Below are 17,694 nucleotides of genomic sequence, written 5' to 3' on the forward strand. Positions count from 1 at the left end.
TATTGATTCTAAAACTAGGATAGTTCTATGATTAAAAGCTGCAATTCATTGATTACTATGTAATTAGGAAGTGCTAAAAAATCAATTCTTGAGAATATTAGTCAGCAATTGTATATCACCTAATTACAATAAGTAGCTATGTTATCTAGGTTACTAGCTTAGTTAAAAAATCGGATATTTTTATTGATTGGAAGTCTCTGAGGTTGACTACCTAAAACTAAAAATCTCAGCCATATTTCTTATTCTGAGTATGGAAACCTCAGGCGATCGCACTTCTTTGACCTATCGGGATAGAAGCAGGAATACTATGTTGCTCAACTCCCAAGAATCACTATTTTTAGGTATTATAGTCAAAAAACCAGGCAATTGCAGCACAGTGTTATCATTAAATCAATACCCTAAAAGAAAGAGAGTTTATCTAACTAGCTGTGATGCCATTTCCTGATTTTGGTGTGCGAACACAATATATTTAGTAGTAGATTAAACTTAAGCAAAGGCAATCACCAAAAAGTGCCAGGGTGATCTCTATGTTTGTTATGTATCTCGCTGAAAAAACAATCTATCCCAACAATCAACTATGACGGTGGAGCTAAAGGTGACTAGTATTGATAATCACATCTTCTCTTTTTCAGGAGAAGTATCGATTCCCCAAGCTCCTCCTGAATTTAAATCGGGATTCATCGGCATTATCGGTCGCCCTAATGTCGGTAAATCTACTTTAATGAATCAGTTAGTAGGACAAAAAGTTGCCATTACATCTCCAGTAGCACAAACCACAAGAAATCGGTTAAGAGGAATTTTAACCACCCCAGAAGCACAGCTAATTTTTGTAGACACACCAGGAATTCATAAACCCCATCATCAATTAGGGGAAGTGCTGGTGAAAAATGCCAAAATAGCCATTGAGTCTGTGGATGTAGTGCTATTTGTAGTAGATGCATCTGTGGCTTGTGGCGCAGGCGATCGCTTTATTGCGGAGTTACTGAGTCGTAGTCAAACCCCAGTAATTTTAGGTTTGAATAAAATCGACCAACAAGCCACAAATTCCCAGTTGATAGATGATAGTTATACACACTTGGCTGAGTCTTATAAATGGCAAACAGTGAAATTTTCTGCCAAGACTAGCGAGGGATTGCCGCAACTGCAAAATTTATTAATCGAACATTTAGAGACAGGGCCATATTATTATCCCCCTGACTTGGTAACTGACCAGCCAGAACGCTTTATTATGGGCGAATTAATCCGCGAGCAAATTTTGTTATTAACTCGTGAAGAAGTTCCCCATTCAGTAGCGATCGCCATTGATCTGGTAGAAGAAACTCCCAGCATTACCCGCGTACTCGCCACCATCAATGTTGAAAGGGATTCTCAAAAAGGAATTCTGATTGGCAAAGGTGGATCAATGCTCAAATCCATTGGTAGCGCAGCTCGCGAACAAATTCAAAAATTAATTGCTGGGAAAGTTTACCTAGAATTGTTCGTGAAAGTGCAACCCAAATGGCGGCAGTCTCGCGTCAGTTTAGCAGAGTTAGGATATCGAGTGGAAGAGTAAGGGATTTGCTTTCTAGGTAGAGGTTAGGGGGACGGGGGAGATGAGGGAGATGAGGAAGATGAGGGAGACAATCAGATAAATTTCGATTACCAATTACCCATTACCCATTCTCCCTTTCCCTTCTTTTAATCGCTAAGTGGTAATATCGTTACCCACAAACTGGTTTGTAATCCAAAATCTAAAATCTAATAATCTGTCTTGGAAAGTTTGACGGCATTTGCTACAAGTCGGGGAACCGCAAGGGCGCACTGCCTCCTCAACGGGGGGAACCCTCCTACCCTGCGGGAACGCTTTCAGCGAACGAATTCACCACTTTGCTTATGCCGGGAAACCCGCCCACGCAACTTTCCGCAAAATCCAAAATGGTATGAGCGATCGCAATGTCTCCAGATAATGGCTATTTCTTAAATCTACCAACCGATGCGCCGCCGTTGCGAGTCTTGATTGTGGAAGATGATCCGATGATGCAACTGGGATTAGAACAGTCATTGATGGTTCATCCCCAATTGGAGATAGTTGGACAAGCGGAAGATGGCTATTTAGGTGTACAAGCAGCACTTAAACTCAAACCTGATTTGGTAGTTATGGATATTGGGTTACCGCGATTAGATGGGATTGCGGCGACACAGCAAATCAAAGCAGCATTACCTGATATTCATGTAGTGATGCTGACATCCCATCAAACAGAGACAGAAATTATTGCAGCGCTGTCTAGTGGGGCCGATGCCTATTGTATCAAAGGTGCCAGTGTCGAACGATTATTGAGTGCGATCGCAGCTGCTGTTGATGGCGCAACTTATCTCGATCCGCAAATTGCACGGCGAGTCATTGAACATCTTCGTCCCCCCGCAGTTAAGGGAAACGCCGCTAACCTGTCTGGGAGAGAGTTAGAAGTATTAAAACTGATGGTAGAAGGATTGAGTAACCCAGAAATTGCCGAAAAGCTTTATCTCAGTCCCAATACCGTAAAAACTCACGTCCGGGGGATTATGAATAAATTAGCAGTAGATGATCGCGTGCAAGCTGCAGTTGTAGCGCTGCGTTCTGGCTTAGTTTAGGAATGGGAGATCACTTCTAGCCAATGAGGGTAAGCGTAAGAATTGGCGATGGCTAATGGAAAATTGCGATCGGTATGAAATACCCATTTAGCTGTAGCTTGCAGATTTTCCCGAATACAGCTATCTTCGCCAAAAGCTTCAAAAGCAATACTCCACCAAACATTTTCTGCAACTACTAAATTAGTAATTTCTACACTACAACCATTATCCAGAGGTTCTTTAGTGGTAACAGGTTGGATCGCATAATCAGCAAAGACTTGAAAAAGTTGGGAATAACGTACTTTCTTGACACTCACCCATACAGGGTTACCTAACACCATTGATGGTTGAAAACTTTCTGCATTTGCATCTTCACACAGCCATTTACCCCATTTTTCAGCCTTACCTGTAATTAAATCGCCAAAAGACATCACACCAAGTTCTGCTTGTCGCCATTTCACCTCCAGCCTTCTCTGACGCAATTTAATTCCCAAATAATCACATCCTGGCGAATAGAGATAGACATCTTCCCTTGCTTCTGGTAGCTGTGATGGGTTCACCAAACAATGCTGTTGAAACCACAACTGCATATTTTCTGGAAGTTTACCAGGATAAAACCAGCGCAATTCATTACTGATCAACATAGATTATTTAGTCTCAGAATGAATAAAGTATAAAAGCAGACGTTACAAGCAACTTCACTAGATTGTGTATTGCCTTAAGCGTCCCTGTTGATGGGACAATGAGAAACTGTGCTTGGCTTATTTTGCTGCCAGGCCAAAGGAATTTATAAAAAATGTGGAAACGAATTGCATTCATTTTGCTATTGGTATTAACCTTCAGCCTGAGTAATCCTGATGTAGCTGCGGCTGCGGGAGTTAAAAGCTTTGTCAATACTTCTAATGGCTATGAGTTCTCATATCCGAACGGCTGGGTGCAAGTTAAAGTAGCCAACGGCCCTGATGTGGTATTTCATGATTTGATTGAATTCAGTGAAAATGTCTCAGTAGTAATAAGTCCTGTTCCTGACGGCAAATCTTTAGTAGAACTAGGAACACCCACAGAAGTAGGATATAAATTGGGTAAAGCTGTTCTTGCACCTGCTGACTCTGGCCGTACTGCTGAATTAGTCAATGCTTTTGAGAAAGAATCTGATGGCAAGACATATTACATTTTAGAATATGAGGTGAAATTGCCCAATCAACAAAAACGGCATAACATTGCGAGTGTCGCCGTCAGCCGTGGTAAGGTTTTCACTTTTAACGCCTCGATTCCTGAACAACGCTGGCCAAAACTCAAATCAGCTATCGAAAATGTGGTCAATTCTTTCTTAGTTTATTAAGCTGTTACGCATTTATATATTCGCCATAAGTTGAGAGTCCAGAGTTAAATACTTTTAATTTTGGACTCTTGCTGATTGACAAGGGAACTTCAAAAAATAAATTATTCCTCTTCAAGTTGTTGACTGTTGACGATTCACAGTTAACATTCAACAGTCAACAGTTAACACCAACCCTAATATTCATAATTCATAAGTCTCTATGACAATTCCGCAATTTGTTCTGGCTTCTGCTTCACCAGCGCGACGGCGTTTGCTGCAAACTGTTGGGATTGAACCAATAGTTTACCCTAGCGACTTTGATGAATCGCAAATCCAGTTAAACGATCCCAATCAATTAGTACAAACTCTGTCTCTGCGAAAGGCGGAAACCGTAGTTCCGCAGTTTGAATCAGCTTTAATTATGGGTTGTGATTCAGTATTGGCTTTGAATGGAGAGATTCATGGTAAACCAGCCAATGTTGAGGAAGCGATCGCACGGTGGAAAATTATGCAAGGTAGCTTTGGTGATTTGTATACCGGCCATAGCTTAATTGATTTAACTCAAAACCTCACCGTAGTTAAATGCCAAGTAACTAGAGTTTACTTTGGTAAAATGAGCGATCGCGATATTCAAGCTTATGTCGCTACAGGTGAACCGCTCAAATGTGCTGGTGCTTTTGCAATAGAAGGTTTTGGTAGCTTCTTTGTAGAAAAAATTGCAGGTTGTCACAGCAACGTCATCGGCCTGAGTTTACCCTTGCTGCGCCATATGCTAGCTGAACTGGGATACAACGCTGTTGATTTTTGGTCAGCGTGAAAAAACCCTTATCTGCCACAATGCAGCAAGGGGATTATAGAGTAATTGAAGTGGTGAACGCTAATCTTTAGGTAAAGCCAATGATCAAGGTACCATTGGCTTTTTTTAAATAACCGAAACATTAGAGGGTAGAAGCGCTGACAACTGTTGTTAGGGTAGCATTAAAAAATACTCTCTGCTCAGGGTAATAACACTGATTTCGGATTTCATAAAATCATCAAATATTAAAACCAGAATCTAAGCTGATACGCGTCTAGATCAAATATTCTGGTGTTAGGGTCGTCAAGGGTCAAGAGGAGCCAGTCACGTGCGGAGGTTCCCTCCGTTGAGTGAACTGGCGTTCCAGGGTCAAAGGCTAGCTTGGACTTTGGACTCTTGAATTTTGACTACCTGAGCGAGAAATATGCGTAACCGCTTATCTCAATCCCTATTTATCAGTACTCCAATTCATAGTTAATTGTTAATAGCTAATATTCCCTGGTCAGCATCTAAAGTTACTAAGGCACCCACTGGCAAAGCCGCATTACAACTATCGTGACCAAAGGGTAAGTCAGCCACAATTGGAATCCCCAAATCACCTAAGCGATCGCGCAGTACTTCCTCAACGCTAAAACTCGGTACATTTGCTGGCGGTTCACAGCCAGTAAAATTACCCAAGGCAATTCCCTTAACTTTTGATAAAGCACCGCTTAACCGCCATTGCGTTAACATCCGGTCAATGCGATAAGGTGCTTCCGAAACATCCTCAAATCCCAAAATGACACCATCGAAATTGGGTTTAAAGGCAGTAGCAAAAAGATGAGTTGCCACCGTAAGATTACCAGGTAGTAAAATCCCCGTAGCTATACCGCCACCCCAACCATTACCCTTGAGCGGTTCTAAGGGACGACCTTCCAGCAAATTGAAAAACCGCTCAATTGACCAATCTGGCTCTTTAGCGAGAGTGGTTAATACAGGGCCATGAACACTAGCAATCCCTTCGTTGTAAAGACTCCATAACAGCGCCGTGATATCGGAAAAGCCAATTAACCACTTAGGATTTTGCAGAGGCGATAATCCAGCTTGCCAATGCCAATCTTCTAAAACTCGGGTGCTACCAAAACCGCCTCTAGCGCAGAGAATACCTCGGCAATTAGGATCTTCCCATGCAGATGCTAGTTGAGTGCGACGTTGATCGTCTTTTCCTGCTAAATAACCCAATTTATCACCGATTGTTGCCGGGACTTCCACTTTATAGCCACGCGATCGCCAAATTTCGATACTCTTGTTGAATGCCTCAAATTCTCGCAAAGCACCACTAGGAGCAATAACACGCAGTAAATCACCTGGTTTGAGCGCCGGGGGTAAAATTTTTGCTTGCATAAATAACTTATTTACTAGTAATAAAAATTACTAACTTTGTAGAGATAACAAGGTAATCTAAAGATGAGACTTTTATTTGTTTTCGCCAAAAATAATTTTATGCTCAAAGGAATGAAAGTGAGTATGCTGCTCTTAGCAGTAGTGGGAAATTTAGCTTGGTCTTTCAGCGCCAGAGCCAATTTCAACGGCAACCTAACAGTAGAAATTGATGGCTTAAAAAATAAACAAGGGCAAATTTGCGCCAGTATTTTTGCCAATAGTCAAGGATTTCCCAATCAACGCGATCGCGTCATTCAAAAGCAGTGTACCAATATTACTGACATTCCTGTAAAGCTCACTTTTGAGAATCTCAAAGCCGGGAGTTACGCCGTTGCAGTCATGCACGACCAAAATAAGGACTTAGTTCTCAATCGCAATAGCTTGGGAATACCAACTGAAGGCTTTGGATTTTCCAAAAATCCAGAAATCCGCACCAGCGCACCTAAATTTGGCGATGCAGCAATTGTTTTAGCAGGCCCCAACACCGAAATTAAAATAAATTTGAAATATTTATAGGTGGGGTATGGGGCATAGGGCATAGGGCATAGGGCATGGGGCATGGGGCATGGGGCATGGGGCATGGGTAATTGGTGTTTGTTATTTTTCCCCCTGCTCCCTGCTCCCCTGCTTTTTCCCAATACCCAGTCCCCAGTCCCCATTACCCCTTATCCCCAGAGGGGGCCCCAAGTTCCCCAGTCCCCAATCCCCAATCCCCAGTCCCCAGTCCCCATTACCCCTTATCCCCAGAGGGGGCCCCGAGTTCCCCAATCCCCTAACCATCCTTCTCCCTCTGTTCTGGTAAACTCTCTTGCTCTGATAAAACACGAATGCGATTCAGTTGGTTCAGTGCATACCTTGCTGTTGACTGGACTTCTGGATCGGCATCTTCTAGCGCATGGCGTAGGATGGGGGTAATTTGAGACATCATGTCATATACGCGAGTTAAGTCACGGATAGCATTTTGCCGGACTTGGGGATTTTGATTTTGCATTGAGATTGCTAAAGCACGGTTGATAGGTTTGAAGGTGCGAATAGCTATTTCCCCTAAAGCTGACAAAATTAAACTGTGCTGCTGGGAATCCGCATCGATAATCAAATCTACCAATGGCTCAATTGCTCGTGAATCTCCCTGCTGACCTAAATCCCAAATCGCCTTGTGTCTTTTTGCGGGATCAGCGCTGTATAAATCGTTCATCAATTCGTCAACTAGACTAAATTTCGCTAAACGAGAAGTTGTTTCTGCTGGCAACAATTTAGGTGTGGATGTTGTAGCAGATGGCGAATTAGACGCAGATACAGGATTGTTGGTTGATTCTGGTAACTGCGGTATGCTGATGTTTCTGTCTGCTTCAGTTTTGATTTCGCTATTTGCAGCTTGAGATTGTTGCATTTTTTTGACTTGATGCAACCATTTCAGACAGTAAATCACTGCTACAAGATTTCCTAAAGTTCCTAGTCCTAATACTGACCACCAAATCAGATTTTTTTTGCTAGGCTGAGGTTCAACACGGGGTTTGGAAGTAGGTACAGGAGCGGTAATTATTGGTTGTTTAGCAGCAATAGCTGCTTGCAGCTTTTTCCAAGTTGTACTGCCAACAATACCGTCTGCTAGCAAACCCTGTGCTGTTTGAAATTGAGATACAGCGATTTTTGTAGGTTCTGTGAACTGCCCATTAACCGCACCATTGTAATATCCCAACTCTTTTAATTGGGTTTGCAAAGTCTGCACATCCGGGCCTGTACTACCGGGTTGGAGCATTGGTGGGTCAAGTTTTGGGGTACTGGTTTGTGCCAGTATCAATATTTTTGGGTTTAACTCAGGTATCGCAGACTGCGCGGGACTCTGGTACAAACCCAGGCATATACAAAAGGTAAATATAGAGATTGAGGGGTAGCATAGCCTCATATTACTAACTTTAGGCAATAGTTGCTTTTAATTTATTCGATACCACCATAACTTTAACTAGTCTAAAAGTTAACTCTTCCTGAAAGAAATAATTACTTCCCCATCCTCAGCCTGATATCAGAAAAAATTCATAGCCTAGCATCCTCATCTAAAACTTGTAGTATTTATTCACAAATCTCTTCTAAATCAGTATCTATCCCAATGACATCAGACATTTCTCGGCTGATACTTGGGTTATTAGATACCTGATTATAGGTTTCCAGGTTCGTCATCTGGGCAGCTATTTAGGGATAGGTGATTCGCAAGCGTGTCATCTATCCCTTTTACTAATTTTGGATTTTGGATTATAGTGATACCACTTCACGAACTTTTTGTTGAATGGGGATTTGAATTACAAACTCGCTTCCTTGAGCGATTTTGGGCTAGTTTATGCCCATACAATGTAATGCCACCGACTATGAAGAGCATAGCAGCTGCGATCGCACATCAGTTTCTCATCTGCATCGGAATTTCATGTCTGAATTTTGCGTCATAATTTGTAATAAGTGCTCTTTGACTACTTATAGTATTCCCCAACGAAACATGATATGAACAAGAGTGCGATCGCAAAGTGATACCAATTCCAATAATGTTTGTGAAACATCAATATATTCTAGAGGACAAGGCATTGCCTTGCCCCTACAATATGTCGCATTCTTTTTCCAGATTGGTATGAATTATTGAATCATTTAAATGTGTAATTTTTAGAGTAGTTATAGTTTTTTAGTCGAGCTTTAGAAGCACTCACTTTACAAGCGTAGAGAATAGTTTTTGTAAGAAACTTTGACCCGCCTTCTCAAGGTTATCATCTAATGAAAAAGTGAGATTGCGGACATTAATATCATAACTGTGAATATTTAGTGCCTATTTTAAATCTACCGGATATACTAAGAAAGCCTGTTTAGAATTGGTTGTGTTAGCGTAGCTAATCATTTGATGAATATCGCTATTTGCAGCTTGATCAGGAAATTTATATTTAGTATCTAAAACTGCTAATGCTTTGCCAGTAGAAGCATCACAAAGTAAAATATCTAAAATGAATTGCCGATTTTGACCAACTTTTATTTGATACTGCTGTTTAAAAATATAGCCTGTTGGTGCATTTTGCTTCAGCCATTCGGCAACGAAAAGTTCGTATAAACGTGCCATATCAACGAGAAAGGGCAAAGTTTGATGATTTCCCATTTCATGACTTGGGCTACTGTTATCTAAAAAGAATCGGCAGAGAATATGTAATATTTGATAGTCTTCATTGAGGCGATTGTACTGTCTACCAATACAATCTTCTGCATTACAAGGTTTTGGCGTTACTAATCCTTGGAGAGCGTGATAAGCTTTTCTTACTGTTGGTGATACTCTGTCTGAACAAAAACCACTGTGACCAATAATATAAAGTGTCCAAGCAAGAATTTGGTTTTCTACAATATCAGCAGTATGTTCTTCGTAGTGGCATTTTAGTTTAACATCCCAAGGCTTTTGAATTACCTGTTGTATATCCAGCCTTCCTCTTACATAGGCAAGCTGTTCTGTTTTAGGTAAGTAAGTACGATATAATCCCTTACGGCATCGCTCTAGAATTTTCTGGGCTAGTAAATGAGCTAGATAATTATAAAATTCTTGCAGAGATTCGCAATCCATTAGCCCATCAAGAAATCGAAAATTATTAAAGTTATAGGCATATTCCAGCATTCCCAAGAGGTTTTTAATAGGAACTTTGGGATTGATTTTTAAACCAAATTCAGGATTTACAGGAATATAACCAACCCATCCTTTAGATTTTAGCTGCCACTGATTTCTTGTTTTGTAGCTAGGAAATTCTATATCTATTTGCGTTTTATATTTATCATATAATTCTTTGCCTACCAAATCTGGTATGTCTTGATGGGTAAATAGCTTATCTTTATATTCGGTTATTTCAATAATTTTGTGTTTTACTGGGTTTATATCCATAAACTTTGCTTAATTTGATCCCAGCGAAAATTTTCTACCTTCTCTGGTTGGTTAAAAAAGTATTCTTCTAAATAAGGTTCAATTTCCATACACCAGATGTCTTCAATATCTTCCCGTAGGTTATCTGTTAAAAAGAAGGAAATACCAATTTCGTAATTTTTATCGGCAATAACTTGATTTAATTGTTGTAGAATTTTAATTAATCCCTCTACTACAAGACCTGTTTTTTGGTGATAACGTCGCAATACATCATAATTGGAGCGAAGTTCAATAAATGCAAAGCGACGACGTAATGCATGATCTATGAGGGCAATAGACCTATCTGCTGTATTCATTGTGCCAATAATGCGGACATTTCTTGGTATGCGAAAACTATTTCCACCAGCTAAAGGAATTTCTTTATCGCGATACTCTAGCAAATACATCAATTCGCCAAAAACTTGAGCTAAATTTGCACGGTTTATCTCGTCTATGATGAGCACACAAGTGTCTTGAAAAGATTCTGCTTTTTTGCAAAATTCTAAAAAGCGTCCGGGTACAAGCGGATATGTTAGTTTGCCATTTTTACTGTGGGGACGGATACCTTGAATGAAGTCTTCATATGTGTATGCTGGGTGAAATTGTACTAATTCTAAGAAACCATAACCACCGTTGAGTAACTGTTGAGCAAGCCTTTCAGCTATAAAAGTTTTTCCTATACCAGGGGAACCACATATAATTGCTTGACCTTTGCGATTAACTGCACTGATCCAATGCTTTATTTCTGTTGTAGAAAACCCGGTTTCTTCAGCACATTGATTTAATGTATATACTTCCGTTCTACTGGTATTAGTATTTGTCAACATTAAAAACAATGGTCTTATTTCTTGAAACCAGTCATTAAATTTATTAATTAATTTTGATACAGGTATATCTACAATGTTTTGATTAAAGCGTAAAGCAAATCCACCTTCATACAATATTTTATAAAATATAATTTACGGAATTTTGGCAATATTTTTTTGAATAGTTAACTTATCTAGAATGCCATTTATTTTAAATAATAATTCAGATGCATGAAAAGTAATTTCTAACCCTTTTTCATTCATAGATACATATAATAATGAAAAATTATCTATATACTTTTTCATGCTAAATGTATTAGGAGATACCAATAAATCAATATTTACTTCTTTCAGACCTTCTCCATTTATGTAATAAAAATTATCATTAGCTAAATTTTTATTTAGATTTTGATAGAGACGTTCACATAAAAATATGAATGGCTTTTGTACATAATCTATAAAATCTTTATATTCTTCTGAGGTTTTGAGTTCATTAGAATTTCTACGATGTATTTTCTTATAGCTTTCAATTACTTGAAAAGTATTACTAGGAAAAATAGTTTTTATATTTTTAGTAAATTCCATAGTTTTTATGTATTTAGAGTAATAGTTTTACAAGTATGAATGAAGCTAACACTTTTAGCGTAACTGGCTCAAATGGTCAGTCACTATAGTAAAAACTCGTAAATATATAAAGGCTTATTGTTTTAGCTCAAATCTCTATTACCTACTTAACTTCCGCAACGCCAATAAACCAGCACCATAAGCAGGCTCATGCTTCGGAAAAATTACTTTTACTTTGGGAAACTGCTGCACAAGAGATGTGGTAAACTTTTCATGCATCTTCGATTTACCTTGCCATACACTTCCTGTAGTGACTACTTCTAAAATTGGGCGATCGCTAAAAATTTGCTCAATTACTGTGGAAGTAGCTTTAACAAAATATTGCACCGCATCCTCAATAATTTGATTTGCTACTTTATCGCCTAAAGCTGCTGCTAAATCCACAATTTCTGCTAAAGCTGCTATTTCTGTAACTCCCCATCCCCGCCGATAGATTAATTCTACTAAAGCTTCTAAATGAGGCAATTCTAAATACGCTTTAAAAATATCTACCAAACTCGTTGGCATTCCACTGCCATCATAAGCTTTTAATGCTGCCTGTAAACCTGCGATCGCAATTTTATAAGCGCTACCTTCATCACCTAGAAGATATCCCCAACCACCAACGCGCTTGGTAATTCCCTGATGATTACATCCAAAAACTATGGAACCTGTACCTGCGGCTGCAACAATACCTACATTGTTACCAATTCCTCCTACCAAAGCAATTAAAGCATCATGACAAATTACAATATTAGATGCAGATAATGCCCAGTTAATTGGCAATAATTCACTATTTTGTAATGCTGGTACCAAACTTTTTACTAATTCAATATCCTCTGCGCGTCCTACACCTGCTAAACCTAAACAAATTGCTGTAATTTTAATTGGTTTGGCAATATTTACGGCTTGCTCTGTCGCCGCCATAATTGCAAATTCAATAGATTGTCGTGCTGCATCTACACCTATACTTTGATAATTTGATGCTCCTGCTTTTCCTCGGCTGATAACTTGGCGTGTTTCGTCCATTAATACGCAAACAGTCTTACTACCGCCGCCATCAATCCCTAAAACATAATTCATGGATAAATTCAAAACTCGCTATTTTATACATTAATATATGTAGGGATTAATACCAATTTGTAATTCGTAATTCGTAATTAAGAAAATCAGTTAAGGTGTGTTTCAGGGTTTGAATGTGTTGGTGAAGTTTAGAGAAGTGATATAACAGGTTATCAAATATGAAGTTTCTCATCATGCAAAAAATAATAGTGGATGAAGATGCACTCAAAATAAATATAAAAATATGAAATCTTACTGCATCTAACCCGCCAAAAATAATTTGAGAATTTATTTTTTACTACTTCTTAACTTGTCGGAGGCTTCACTGGTTCTGTCAATGGAATGAAGAATATAGACAACATCCCTGGAATAGTTAGCAAACAAACCAATACAAAAAATAATGGATATCCTACTGCTTGTTGAATTGTGCCGCTAATTGCTCCTGGTAACATCAAACCTAAAGCCATTAGTCCAGTAGATATGGCGTAATGAGAGGTTTTATATTCACCTTGGCAAATATACATCAAATACACGCTAAAAGCAGTAAAGCCGAGTCCATAGCCAAATTGTTCTAAAGAAACTAGGGGATAAACTAATGTGAGTGATGGTTTAGCATAGGCAAGATAAACATAAAATAAATCTGGTAAATTTAAAGCTAAAGCCATTGGTAGCAGACATTTTTTCAAGCCATAGCGGGAAATAATCATTCCGCCTAAAATGCCGCCAATAATTAAAGAAAGTACACCAAAGGTTCCATAAATTAAGCCAAATTGCTCTGTGGAAACAGCTAATCCGCCCTTTTCTACTTTATCTAAAAGAAATAATGAAGCTACCTTCAACAGCATGGCTTCACCTAATCGATAGAGCAAAATAAAAGCTAAAATCGCGCCTATTTTCTCTTGCCGGAAATAGGTTTGAATAATATCTAAAAAAGGAATTTTTTCGCTTTGGGCTTGTGTTTGTCGAGAAGTATCTGATTCCGGTAACGGTAAAATGAAGCGATGAAAAATAAACAGAATAGCAAAAATAACGGCGGAAAATCCTAGGGATATAGTCCAACTTAAAGGAATATTGTTGAGTGTGGTTTCTAATCTTCCAGCTAATACCACTAATAATCCGCTACCAAATAATACAGCGATACGATAGAAGAGCGAGCGAATACCAACGAAGAAAGCTTGTTGTTCGGGATTTAATGCCAACATATAAAAGCCATCGGTGGCGATATCATAAGTGGCAGAAATAAATGCTCCAACTGTTAAGGCTGCTAGGGAGATAAAAAAGAAGTTTGGGAGTTGTAAAGATAAAGCTACTAAACTCAAGCAACAGAACATGGCAAATTGGGTGACTAATATCCATGTTCTTTTTGTGGCGTAAATATCTACAACTGGCCCCCAAAACATTTTAATCACCCAGGGGAGGTAGAGAAAACTCGTCCAAGCGGTGATTTGGTCGTTGTCGATTCCGAGTTTTTTGTAAAAGATGACGGAAACGCTGCTGATAATGACGTTGGGGACACCCTCAGCGAAGTAGAGGGTGGGGATATATGTCCAGGGGGAAGGGGTTTTCATAGAATTAACGAACCGCAGAGACGCGGAGGACACAGAGAGGAGTTAAGAAGATAGGATAATGCGTTTGATGCCTTTTGTAAGGAGAGGAACGTTAAAGTTTATTAGGAGAGCGAGGGGATAGTTAGTAATCTTCAGGTATGAGAGTACTTGTGCTTCATGGATTGGGGCTAGATTCTGTACAGCTTTCAATTCCAAAATTAGACAGTTAGCAACCAAAAAATCCAATCTTCCTTTACCAACTTCATATCCTTTGTAATTGACTGTTACCCACTTCTCGCATTCATGAGGTATCCCACGGCTCAAAAATTCTACCATCAATGCTTCCTGATACACCTCCTCTAAAAACCCTGGCCCCAATACTCGATGTACCTCAATCGCCGCCCCAATTACTTCACCAGTCAGCCAATTCATCCTTTTCCCTAACTCTCTTCCCTCTGTGTTCTCTGCGCCTCTGCGGTTTATCTCCATCAATCCCTCTCCAACCCTGTGGCAAAATTTATTAGAGTCCTTCCAAACTTAGTTTTCCCCGCATGACCGCAACTATACCTAATCTCCCTAGTCTCTACGAACCATTCTCCACAGAAGCCAAGTGGCAAAAATTCTGGGAAGAAAACCAAGTTTATAAAGCCGACCCTAATCATGGCGGCGAACCTTACTGTGTTGTCATCCCACCACCAAATGTCACTGGTAGTTTGCACATGGGTCACGCCTTTGAAAGCGCGTTGATTGATGTGCTAGTGCGCTACCACCGGATGCGGGGGCGTAATACTCTGTGGCTACCCGGAACCGACCACGCCAGTATTGCTGTACACACTATGCTAGAAAAGCAACTCAAGAAAGAGGGTAAAACTCGCTATGAGTTGGGGCGTGAACAATTCCTAGAACGCGCTAAACAGTGGAAAGCGGAATCTGGCGGCTTTATTGTGAATCAGCTACGCCGCCTGGGTGTTTCGGTGGACTGGACGCGGGAAAGATTTACCCTAGATGAGGGTTTATCACAAGCTGTTATCGAAGCGTTTACTCGCCTGTATGGGTCAGGCTTAATTTATCGCGGTGAGTATTTAGTTAACTGGTGTCCTGCTACTCAGTCGGCGGTGTCTGATGTAGAAGTAGAAAACCAAGAGGTGAATGGTAACCTTTGGCACTTCCGCTATCCCCTCAGCGATGGTTCTGGTTATGTGGAAGTAGCAACAACCCGCCCAGAAACCATGCTGGGTGATACAGGAGTGGCTGTTAACCCCAGTGATGAGAGATACAAGCACTTAATTGGTAAGACAATCACTCTGCCAATTATGCAGCGAGAAATCCCGATTATTGGTGATGAATTTGTAGACCCAACTTTCGGTACTGGTTGCGTGAAGGTGACTCCCGCCCATGACCCCAATGATTTTGAAATGGGTAAGCGTCACAATCTGCCGTTTATTAACATCCTCAATAAAGATGGTACTCTCAACGCTAATGCTGGGGAATTTCAAGGACAAGACCGCTTTGTAGCCAGAAAGAATGTGGTTGCGCGTCTTGAGGCAGATGGCTTTTTAGTCAAAGTTGAAGATTATAAGCATACCGTTCCTTATAGCGATCGCGGCAAAGTTCCCATTGAACCCCTGTTATCTACTCAGTGGTTTGTCAAAATTCGCCCCTTAGCTGACCGGGCGCTAGAATTTCTCGATCAGCAAAATTCGCCGGAGTTTGTCCCCCAACGCTGGACTAAGGTTTATCGTGATTGGCTAGTTAAACTCAAAGATTGGTGTATCTCTCGTCAATTATGGTGGGGTCACCAAATTCCCGCTTGGTATGCTGTTAGTGAAACAAACGGACAAATCGCTGATAATACCCCCTTTGTAGTTGCTAAATCAGCAGAGGAAGCTTGGGAGAAAGCCAAATCACAATTTGGTGAAAACGTCCAGCTTGAGCAAGATCCAGATGTGTTAGATACTTGGTTTTCTTCAGGATTATGGCCGTTTTCCACTTTAGGCTGGCCGCAAGAAACTCAGGATTTAGCAACTTACTACCCCACGACTACCTTAGTCACAGGCTTTGACATTATCTTTTTCTGGGTAGCCAGAATGACGATGATGGCTGGTCATTTCACTGGAAAAATGCCATTTAATGACGTTTACATCCACGGCTTAGTGCTGGATGAAAAAGGTCAAAAGATGTCAAAGACCAAAGGTAATGGTATTGACCCGCTATTATTAATCGATAAATATGGCACTGATGCCCTGCGTTATACCCTAGTTAAGGAAGTGGTAGGCGCAGGCCAAGATATTCGCTTGGAATATGACCGCAAAAAGGATGAGTCGCCATCGGTAGAAGCTTCCCGCAACTTTGCTAATAAGTTGTGGAACGCCGCCCGGTTTGTGATGATGAATCTTGATGGACAAACGCCGCAACAATTAGGTCAACCACTCCCCATAGAATTAAGCGATCGCTGGATTCTTTCGCGCTACCATCAAGTTATTAAACAGACTATTAATTACATCGATAATTATGGTTTAGGTGAAGCAGCCAAAGGATTATATGAATTTATTTGGGGTGACTTCTGTGACTGGTATATTGAACTGGTGAAGTCTCGTCTCCAACAAAATGCTGATCCAGCATCGCGGCGAGTAGCACAACAAATTCTGGCTCATATCCTAGAAGGGATTTTAAAATTGCTTCATCCTTTTATGCCCCATATTACGGAGGAGATTTGGCAAACTCTCACTCAACAACCAGCAGATTCTCGACAAACTTTATCTTTACAACCCTATCCCCAACCGGATAGTAACCTGATTAATCCCGAGATTGAGACAGAATTTGAACTGTTAATTGAGACTATCCGCACTATTAGGAATTTACGTGCCGAGGCGGATATTAAACCTGGGGCAAAAGTGACGGCTAATTTGCAAAGTGAAAACGCCAGAGAACGGCAAATTATTAACTCTGGACAAGTTTACATTAAAGATTTGGCCAAGGTTGAGACTTTAACTATTAATGACAAGGAAAATAAACAAGCAGTTGTAGAAAAAACACCTTTAAAAGGTTTAAAAACTATCGGCTTGATTATTGTGACAATTGTCTTTATTAGGTTGGCTTATTCTGTTGGTTATGCAATTGATCGAGTTCCTTTATTTGGAAATTTCTTTGAAATAGTTGGTTTTGTTTACTCAACTTGGTTTATTAGTCGCTATTTATTGATAGCTGAGGCGAGACAAAAGTTCTGGGAGAAGTTTTTCCCACCAGCCACAGACAATCAGCATTCACTAGCAACAGAATCGCAGCCAGAAGCATCAGAAAACGCTATTGCTGGCGTTGTGGGGACAGTACAAGTAGTCATTCCGCTCAAGGGTGTGGTAGATATTGAGGTGCTACGAGCCAAGCTAGAGAAAAGCCTCAACAAAGTAGAAGCAGAAGCGCAATCTCTCAAAGGAAGGTTAAGTAACGCTAAATTTGTTGATAAAGCACCCAAAGATGTAGTACAAGGTGCACGAGATGCTTTAGCGGAGGCTGAGAAACAAGGGGAAATTTTACGAGAGCGCCTGCGTGGTTTAGCATAACTGCAATGAAGTAATGGGTAATTTTTTTCAACTTACCCATTACTATTGAAACAACCCCAGAACATCAAAAATCAA

General features: G+C 40.1%; 15 protein-coding genes. 6 read left to right on the forward strand and 9 right to left on the reverse strand.

Annotation, left to right across the window (positions count from 1 at the left end; genetic code table 11):
• Positions 1-577 precede the first annotated feature (577 nt).
• Entirely contained in the window at positions 578-1,552 is a 975-nt protein-coding gene (gene era, locus HG267_RS07205; RefSeq protein WP_045871428.1) for a GTPase Era, read from the forward strand.
• Between the two features lie 380 nt (positions 1,553-1,932).
• Entirely contained in the window at positions 1,933-2,610 is a 678-nt protein-coding gene (locus tag HG267_RS07210; RefSeq protein WP_045871427.1) for a response regulator, read from the forward strand.
• On the opposite strand, the gene HG267_RS07215 is transcribed toward HG267_RS07210, so the two are convergent.
• Complete coding sequence (locus HG267_RS07215; RefSeq protein WP_045871426.1) at positions 2,607-3,233, reverse strand: hypothetical protein; 627 nt, start codon at positions 3,231-3,233, stop codon at positions 2,607-2,609. The genes HG267_RS07210 and HG267_RS07215 overlap by 4 nt on opposite strands.
• Before the next feature lie 152 nt (positions 3,234-3,385).
• On the opposite strand from HG267_RS07215, the gene psbP reads away from it, so the two are divergent.
• Positions 3,386-3,931, forward strand: a complete 546-nt coding sequence (gene psbP, locus HG267_RS07220) for a photosystem II reaction center PsbP (protein WP_045871425.1) — start codon at positions 3,386-3,388, stop codon at positions 3,929-3,931.
• Positions 3,932-4,130: 199 nt separating this feature from the next.
• A complete protein-coding gene (locus tag HG267_RS07225) occupies positions 4,131-4,727 on the forward strand; it encodes a Maf family protein (RefSeq protein ID WP_045871424.1) in 597 nt (198 codons plus the stop codon).
• Between the two features lie 453 nt (positions 4,728-5,180).
• On the opposite strand, the gene HG267_RS07230 is transcribed toward HG267_RS07225, so the two are convergent.
• Positions 5,181-6,089, reverse strand: coding sequence for an LD-carboxypeptidase (locus HG267_RS07230; RefSeq protein ID WP_045871423.1), 909 nt, complete (start codon positions 6,087-6,089; stop codon positions 5,181-5,183).
• Between the two features lie 99 nt (positions 6,090-6,188).
• On the opposite strand from HG267_RS07230, the gene HG267_RS07235 reads away from it, so the two are divergent.
• Complete coding sequence (locus HG267_RS07235; RefSeq protein WP_045871747.1) at positions 6,189-6,644, forward strand: DUF2141 domain-containing protein; 456 nt, start codon at positions 6,189-6,191, stop codon at positions 6,642-6,644.
• A 256-nt stretch (positions 6,645-6,900) separates the two neighbouring features.
• Here the strand turns inward: HG267_RS07235 and HG267_RS07240 are convergent, their stop codons facing one another.
• The 7 genes from HG267_RS07240 to HG267_RS07270 form a co-directional block, all read right to left on the reverse strand.
• The gene (locus tag HG267_RS07240; protein ID WP_309227695.1) at positions 6,901-7,929 is read right to left on the reverse strand and encodes a peptidoglycan-binding protein; all 1,029 of its coding nucleotides are present in this window, start codon (positions 7,927-7,929) and stop codon (positions 6,901-6,903) included.
• Between the two features lie 1,008 nt (positions 7,930-8,937).
• Positions 8,938-10,023, reverse strand: coding sequence for an McrC family protein (locus HG267_RS07245; protein ID WP_228045572.1), 1,086 nt, complete (start codon positions 10,021-10,023; stop codon positions 8,938-8,940).
• On the reverse strand, positions 10,014-10,868 hold the full coding sequence (locus tag HG267_RS07250) for an McrB family protein (RefSeq protein WP_081584065.1): 855 nt from the start codon (positions 10,866-10,868) through the stop codon (positions 10,014-10,016). The genes HG267_RS07245 and HG267_RS07250 overlap by 10 nt, the downstream gene beginning before the upstream one ends.
• A gap of 132 nt (positions 10,869-11,000) precedes the next feature.
• Positions 11,001-11,432 carry a hypothetical protein gene (locus tag HG267_RS07255; protein WP_045871420.1) on the reverse strand — a complete coding sequence of 144 codons (432 nt, stop codon included), beginning with the start codon at positions 11,430-11,432 and terminating at the stop codon, positions 11,001-11,003.
• A gap of 138 nt (positions 11,433-11,570) precedes the next feature.
• A complete protein-coding gene (locus tag HG267_RS07260) occupies positions 11,571-12,533 on the reverse strand; it encodes an N-acetylglucosamine kinase (RefSeq protein WP_045871419.1) in 963 nt (320 codons plus the stop codon).
• Positions 12,534-12,817: 284 nt separating this feature from the next.
• Complete coding sequence (locus HG267_RS07265; RefSeq protein WP_071989424.1) at positions 12,818-14,080, reverse strand: MFS transporter; 1,263 nt, start codon at positions 14,078-14,080, stop codon at positions 12,818-12,820.
• 42 nt (positions 14,081-14,122) lie between these two features.
• Positions 14,123-14,548 carry a GxxExxY protein gene (locus tag HG267_RS07270; RefSeq protein ID WP_045871418.1) on the reverse strand — a complete coding sequence of 142 codons (426 nt, stop codon included), beginning with the start codon at positions 14,546-14,548 and terminating at the stop codon, positions 14,123-14,125.
• 62 nt (positions 14,549-14,610) lie between these two features.
• On the opposite strand from HG267_RS07270, the gene HG267_RS07275 reads away from it, so the two are divergent.
• On the forward strand, positions 14,611-17,619 hold the full coding sequence (locus HG267_RS07275) for a valine--tRNA ligase (protein WP_045871417.1): 3,009 nt from the start codon (positions 14,611-14,613) through the stop codon (positions 17,617-17,619).
• Positions 17,620-17,694 lie beyond the last annotated feature (75 nt).

Origin of the sequence: Tolypothrix sp. PCC 7601 (genome assembly GCF_025677855.1) — a bacterium.
Classification (GTDB): Bacteria; Cyanobacteriota; Cyanobacteriia; order Cyanobacteriales; family Nostocaceae; genus Aulosira; species Aulosira diplosiphon.

Bases quoted from the DNA above. Each gene is read 5' to 3' on its own strand.
- psbP (WP_045871425.1), top strand. From the start codon at position 3,386: ATGTGGAAACGAATTGCATTCATTTTGCTATTGGTATTAACCTTCAGC.
- HG267_RS07250 (WP_081584065.1), bottom strand. From the start codon at position 10,868: ATGTTGACAAATACTAATACCAGTAGAACGGAAGTATATACATTAAAT.
- HG267_RS07255 (WP_045871420.1), bottom strand. From the start codon at position 11,432: ATGGAATTTACTAAAAATATAAAAACTATTTTTCCTAGTAATACTTTT.
- HG267_RS07270 (WP_045871418.1), bottom strand. From the start codon at position 14,548: ATGGAGATAAACCGCAGAGGCGCAGAGAACACAGAGGGAAGAGAGTTA.
- HG267_RS07210 (WP_045871427.1), top strand. From the start codon at position 1,933: ATGTCTCCAGATAATGGCTATTTCTTAAATCTACCAACCGATGCGCCG.
- HG267_RS07235 (WP_045871747.1), top strand. From the start codon at position 6,189: ATGCTCAAAGGAATGAAAGTGAGTATGCTGCTCTTAGCAGTAGTGGGA.
- HG267_RS07260 (WP_045871419.1), bottom strand. From the start codon at position 12,533: ATGAATTATGTTTTAGGGATTGATGGCGGCGGTAGTAAGACTGTTTGC.
- HG267_RS07275 (WP_045871417.1), top strand. From the start codon at position 14,611: ATGACCGCAACTATACCTAATCTCCCTAGTCTCTACGAACCATTCTCC.
- HG267_RS07265 (WP_071989424.1), bottom strand. From the start codon at position 14,080: ATGAAAACCCCTTCCCCCTGGACATATATCCCCACCCTCTACTTCGCT.
- HG267_RS07225 (WP_045871424.1), top strand. From the start codon at position 4,131: ATGACAATTCCGCAATTTGTTCTGGCTTCTGCTTCACCAGCGCGACGG.
- HG267_RS07245 (WP_228045572.1), bottom strand. From the start codon at position 10,023: ATGGATATAAACCCAGTAAAACACAAAATTATTGAAATAACCGAATAT.
- era (WP_045871428.1), top strand. From the start codon at position 578: ATGACGGTGGAGCTAAAGGTGACTAGTATTGATAATCACATCTTCTCT.
- HG267_RS07215 (WP_045871426.1), bottom strand. From the start codon at position 3,233: ATGTTGATCAGTAATGAATTGCGCTGGTTTTATCCTGGTAAACTTCCA.
- HG267_RS07230 (WP_045871423.1), bottom strand. From the start codon at position 6,089: ATGCAAGCAAAAATTTTACCCCCGGCGCTCAAACCAGGTGATTTACTG.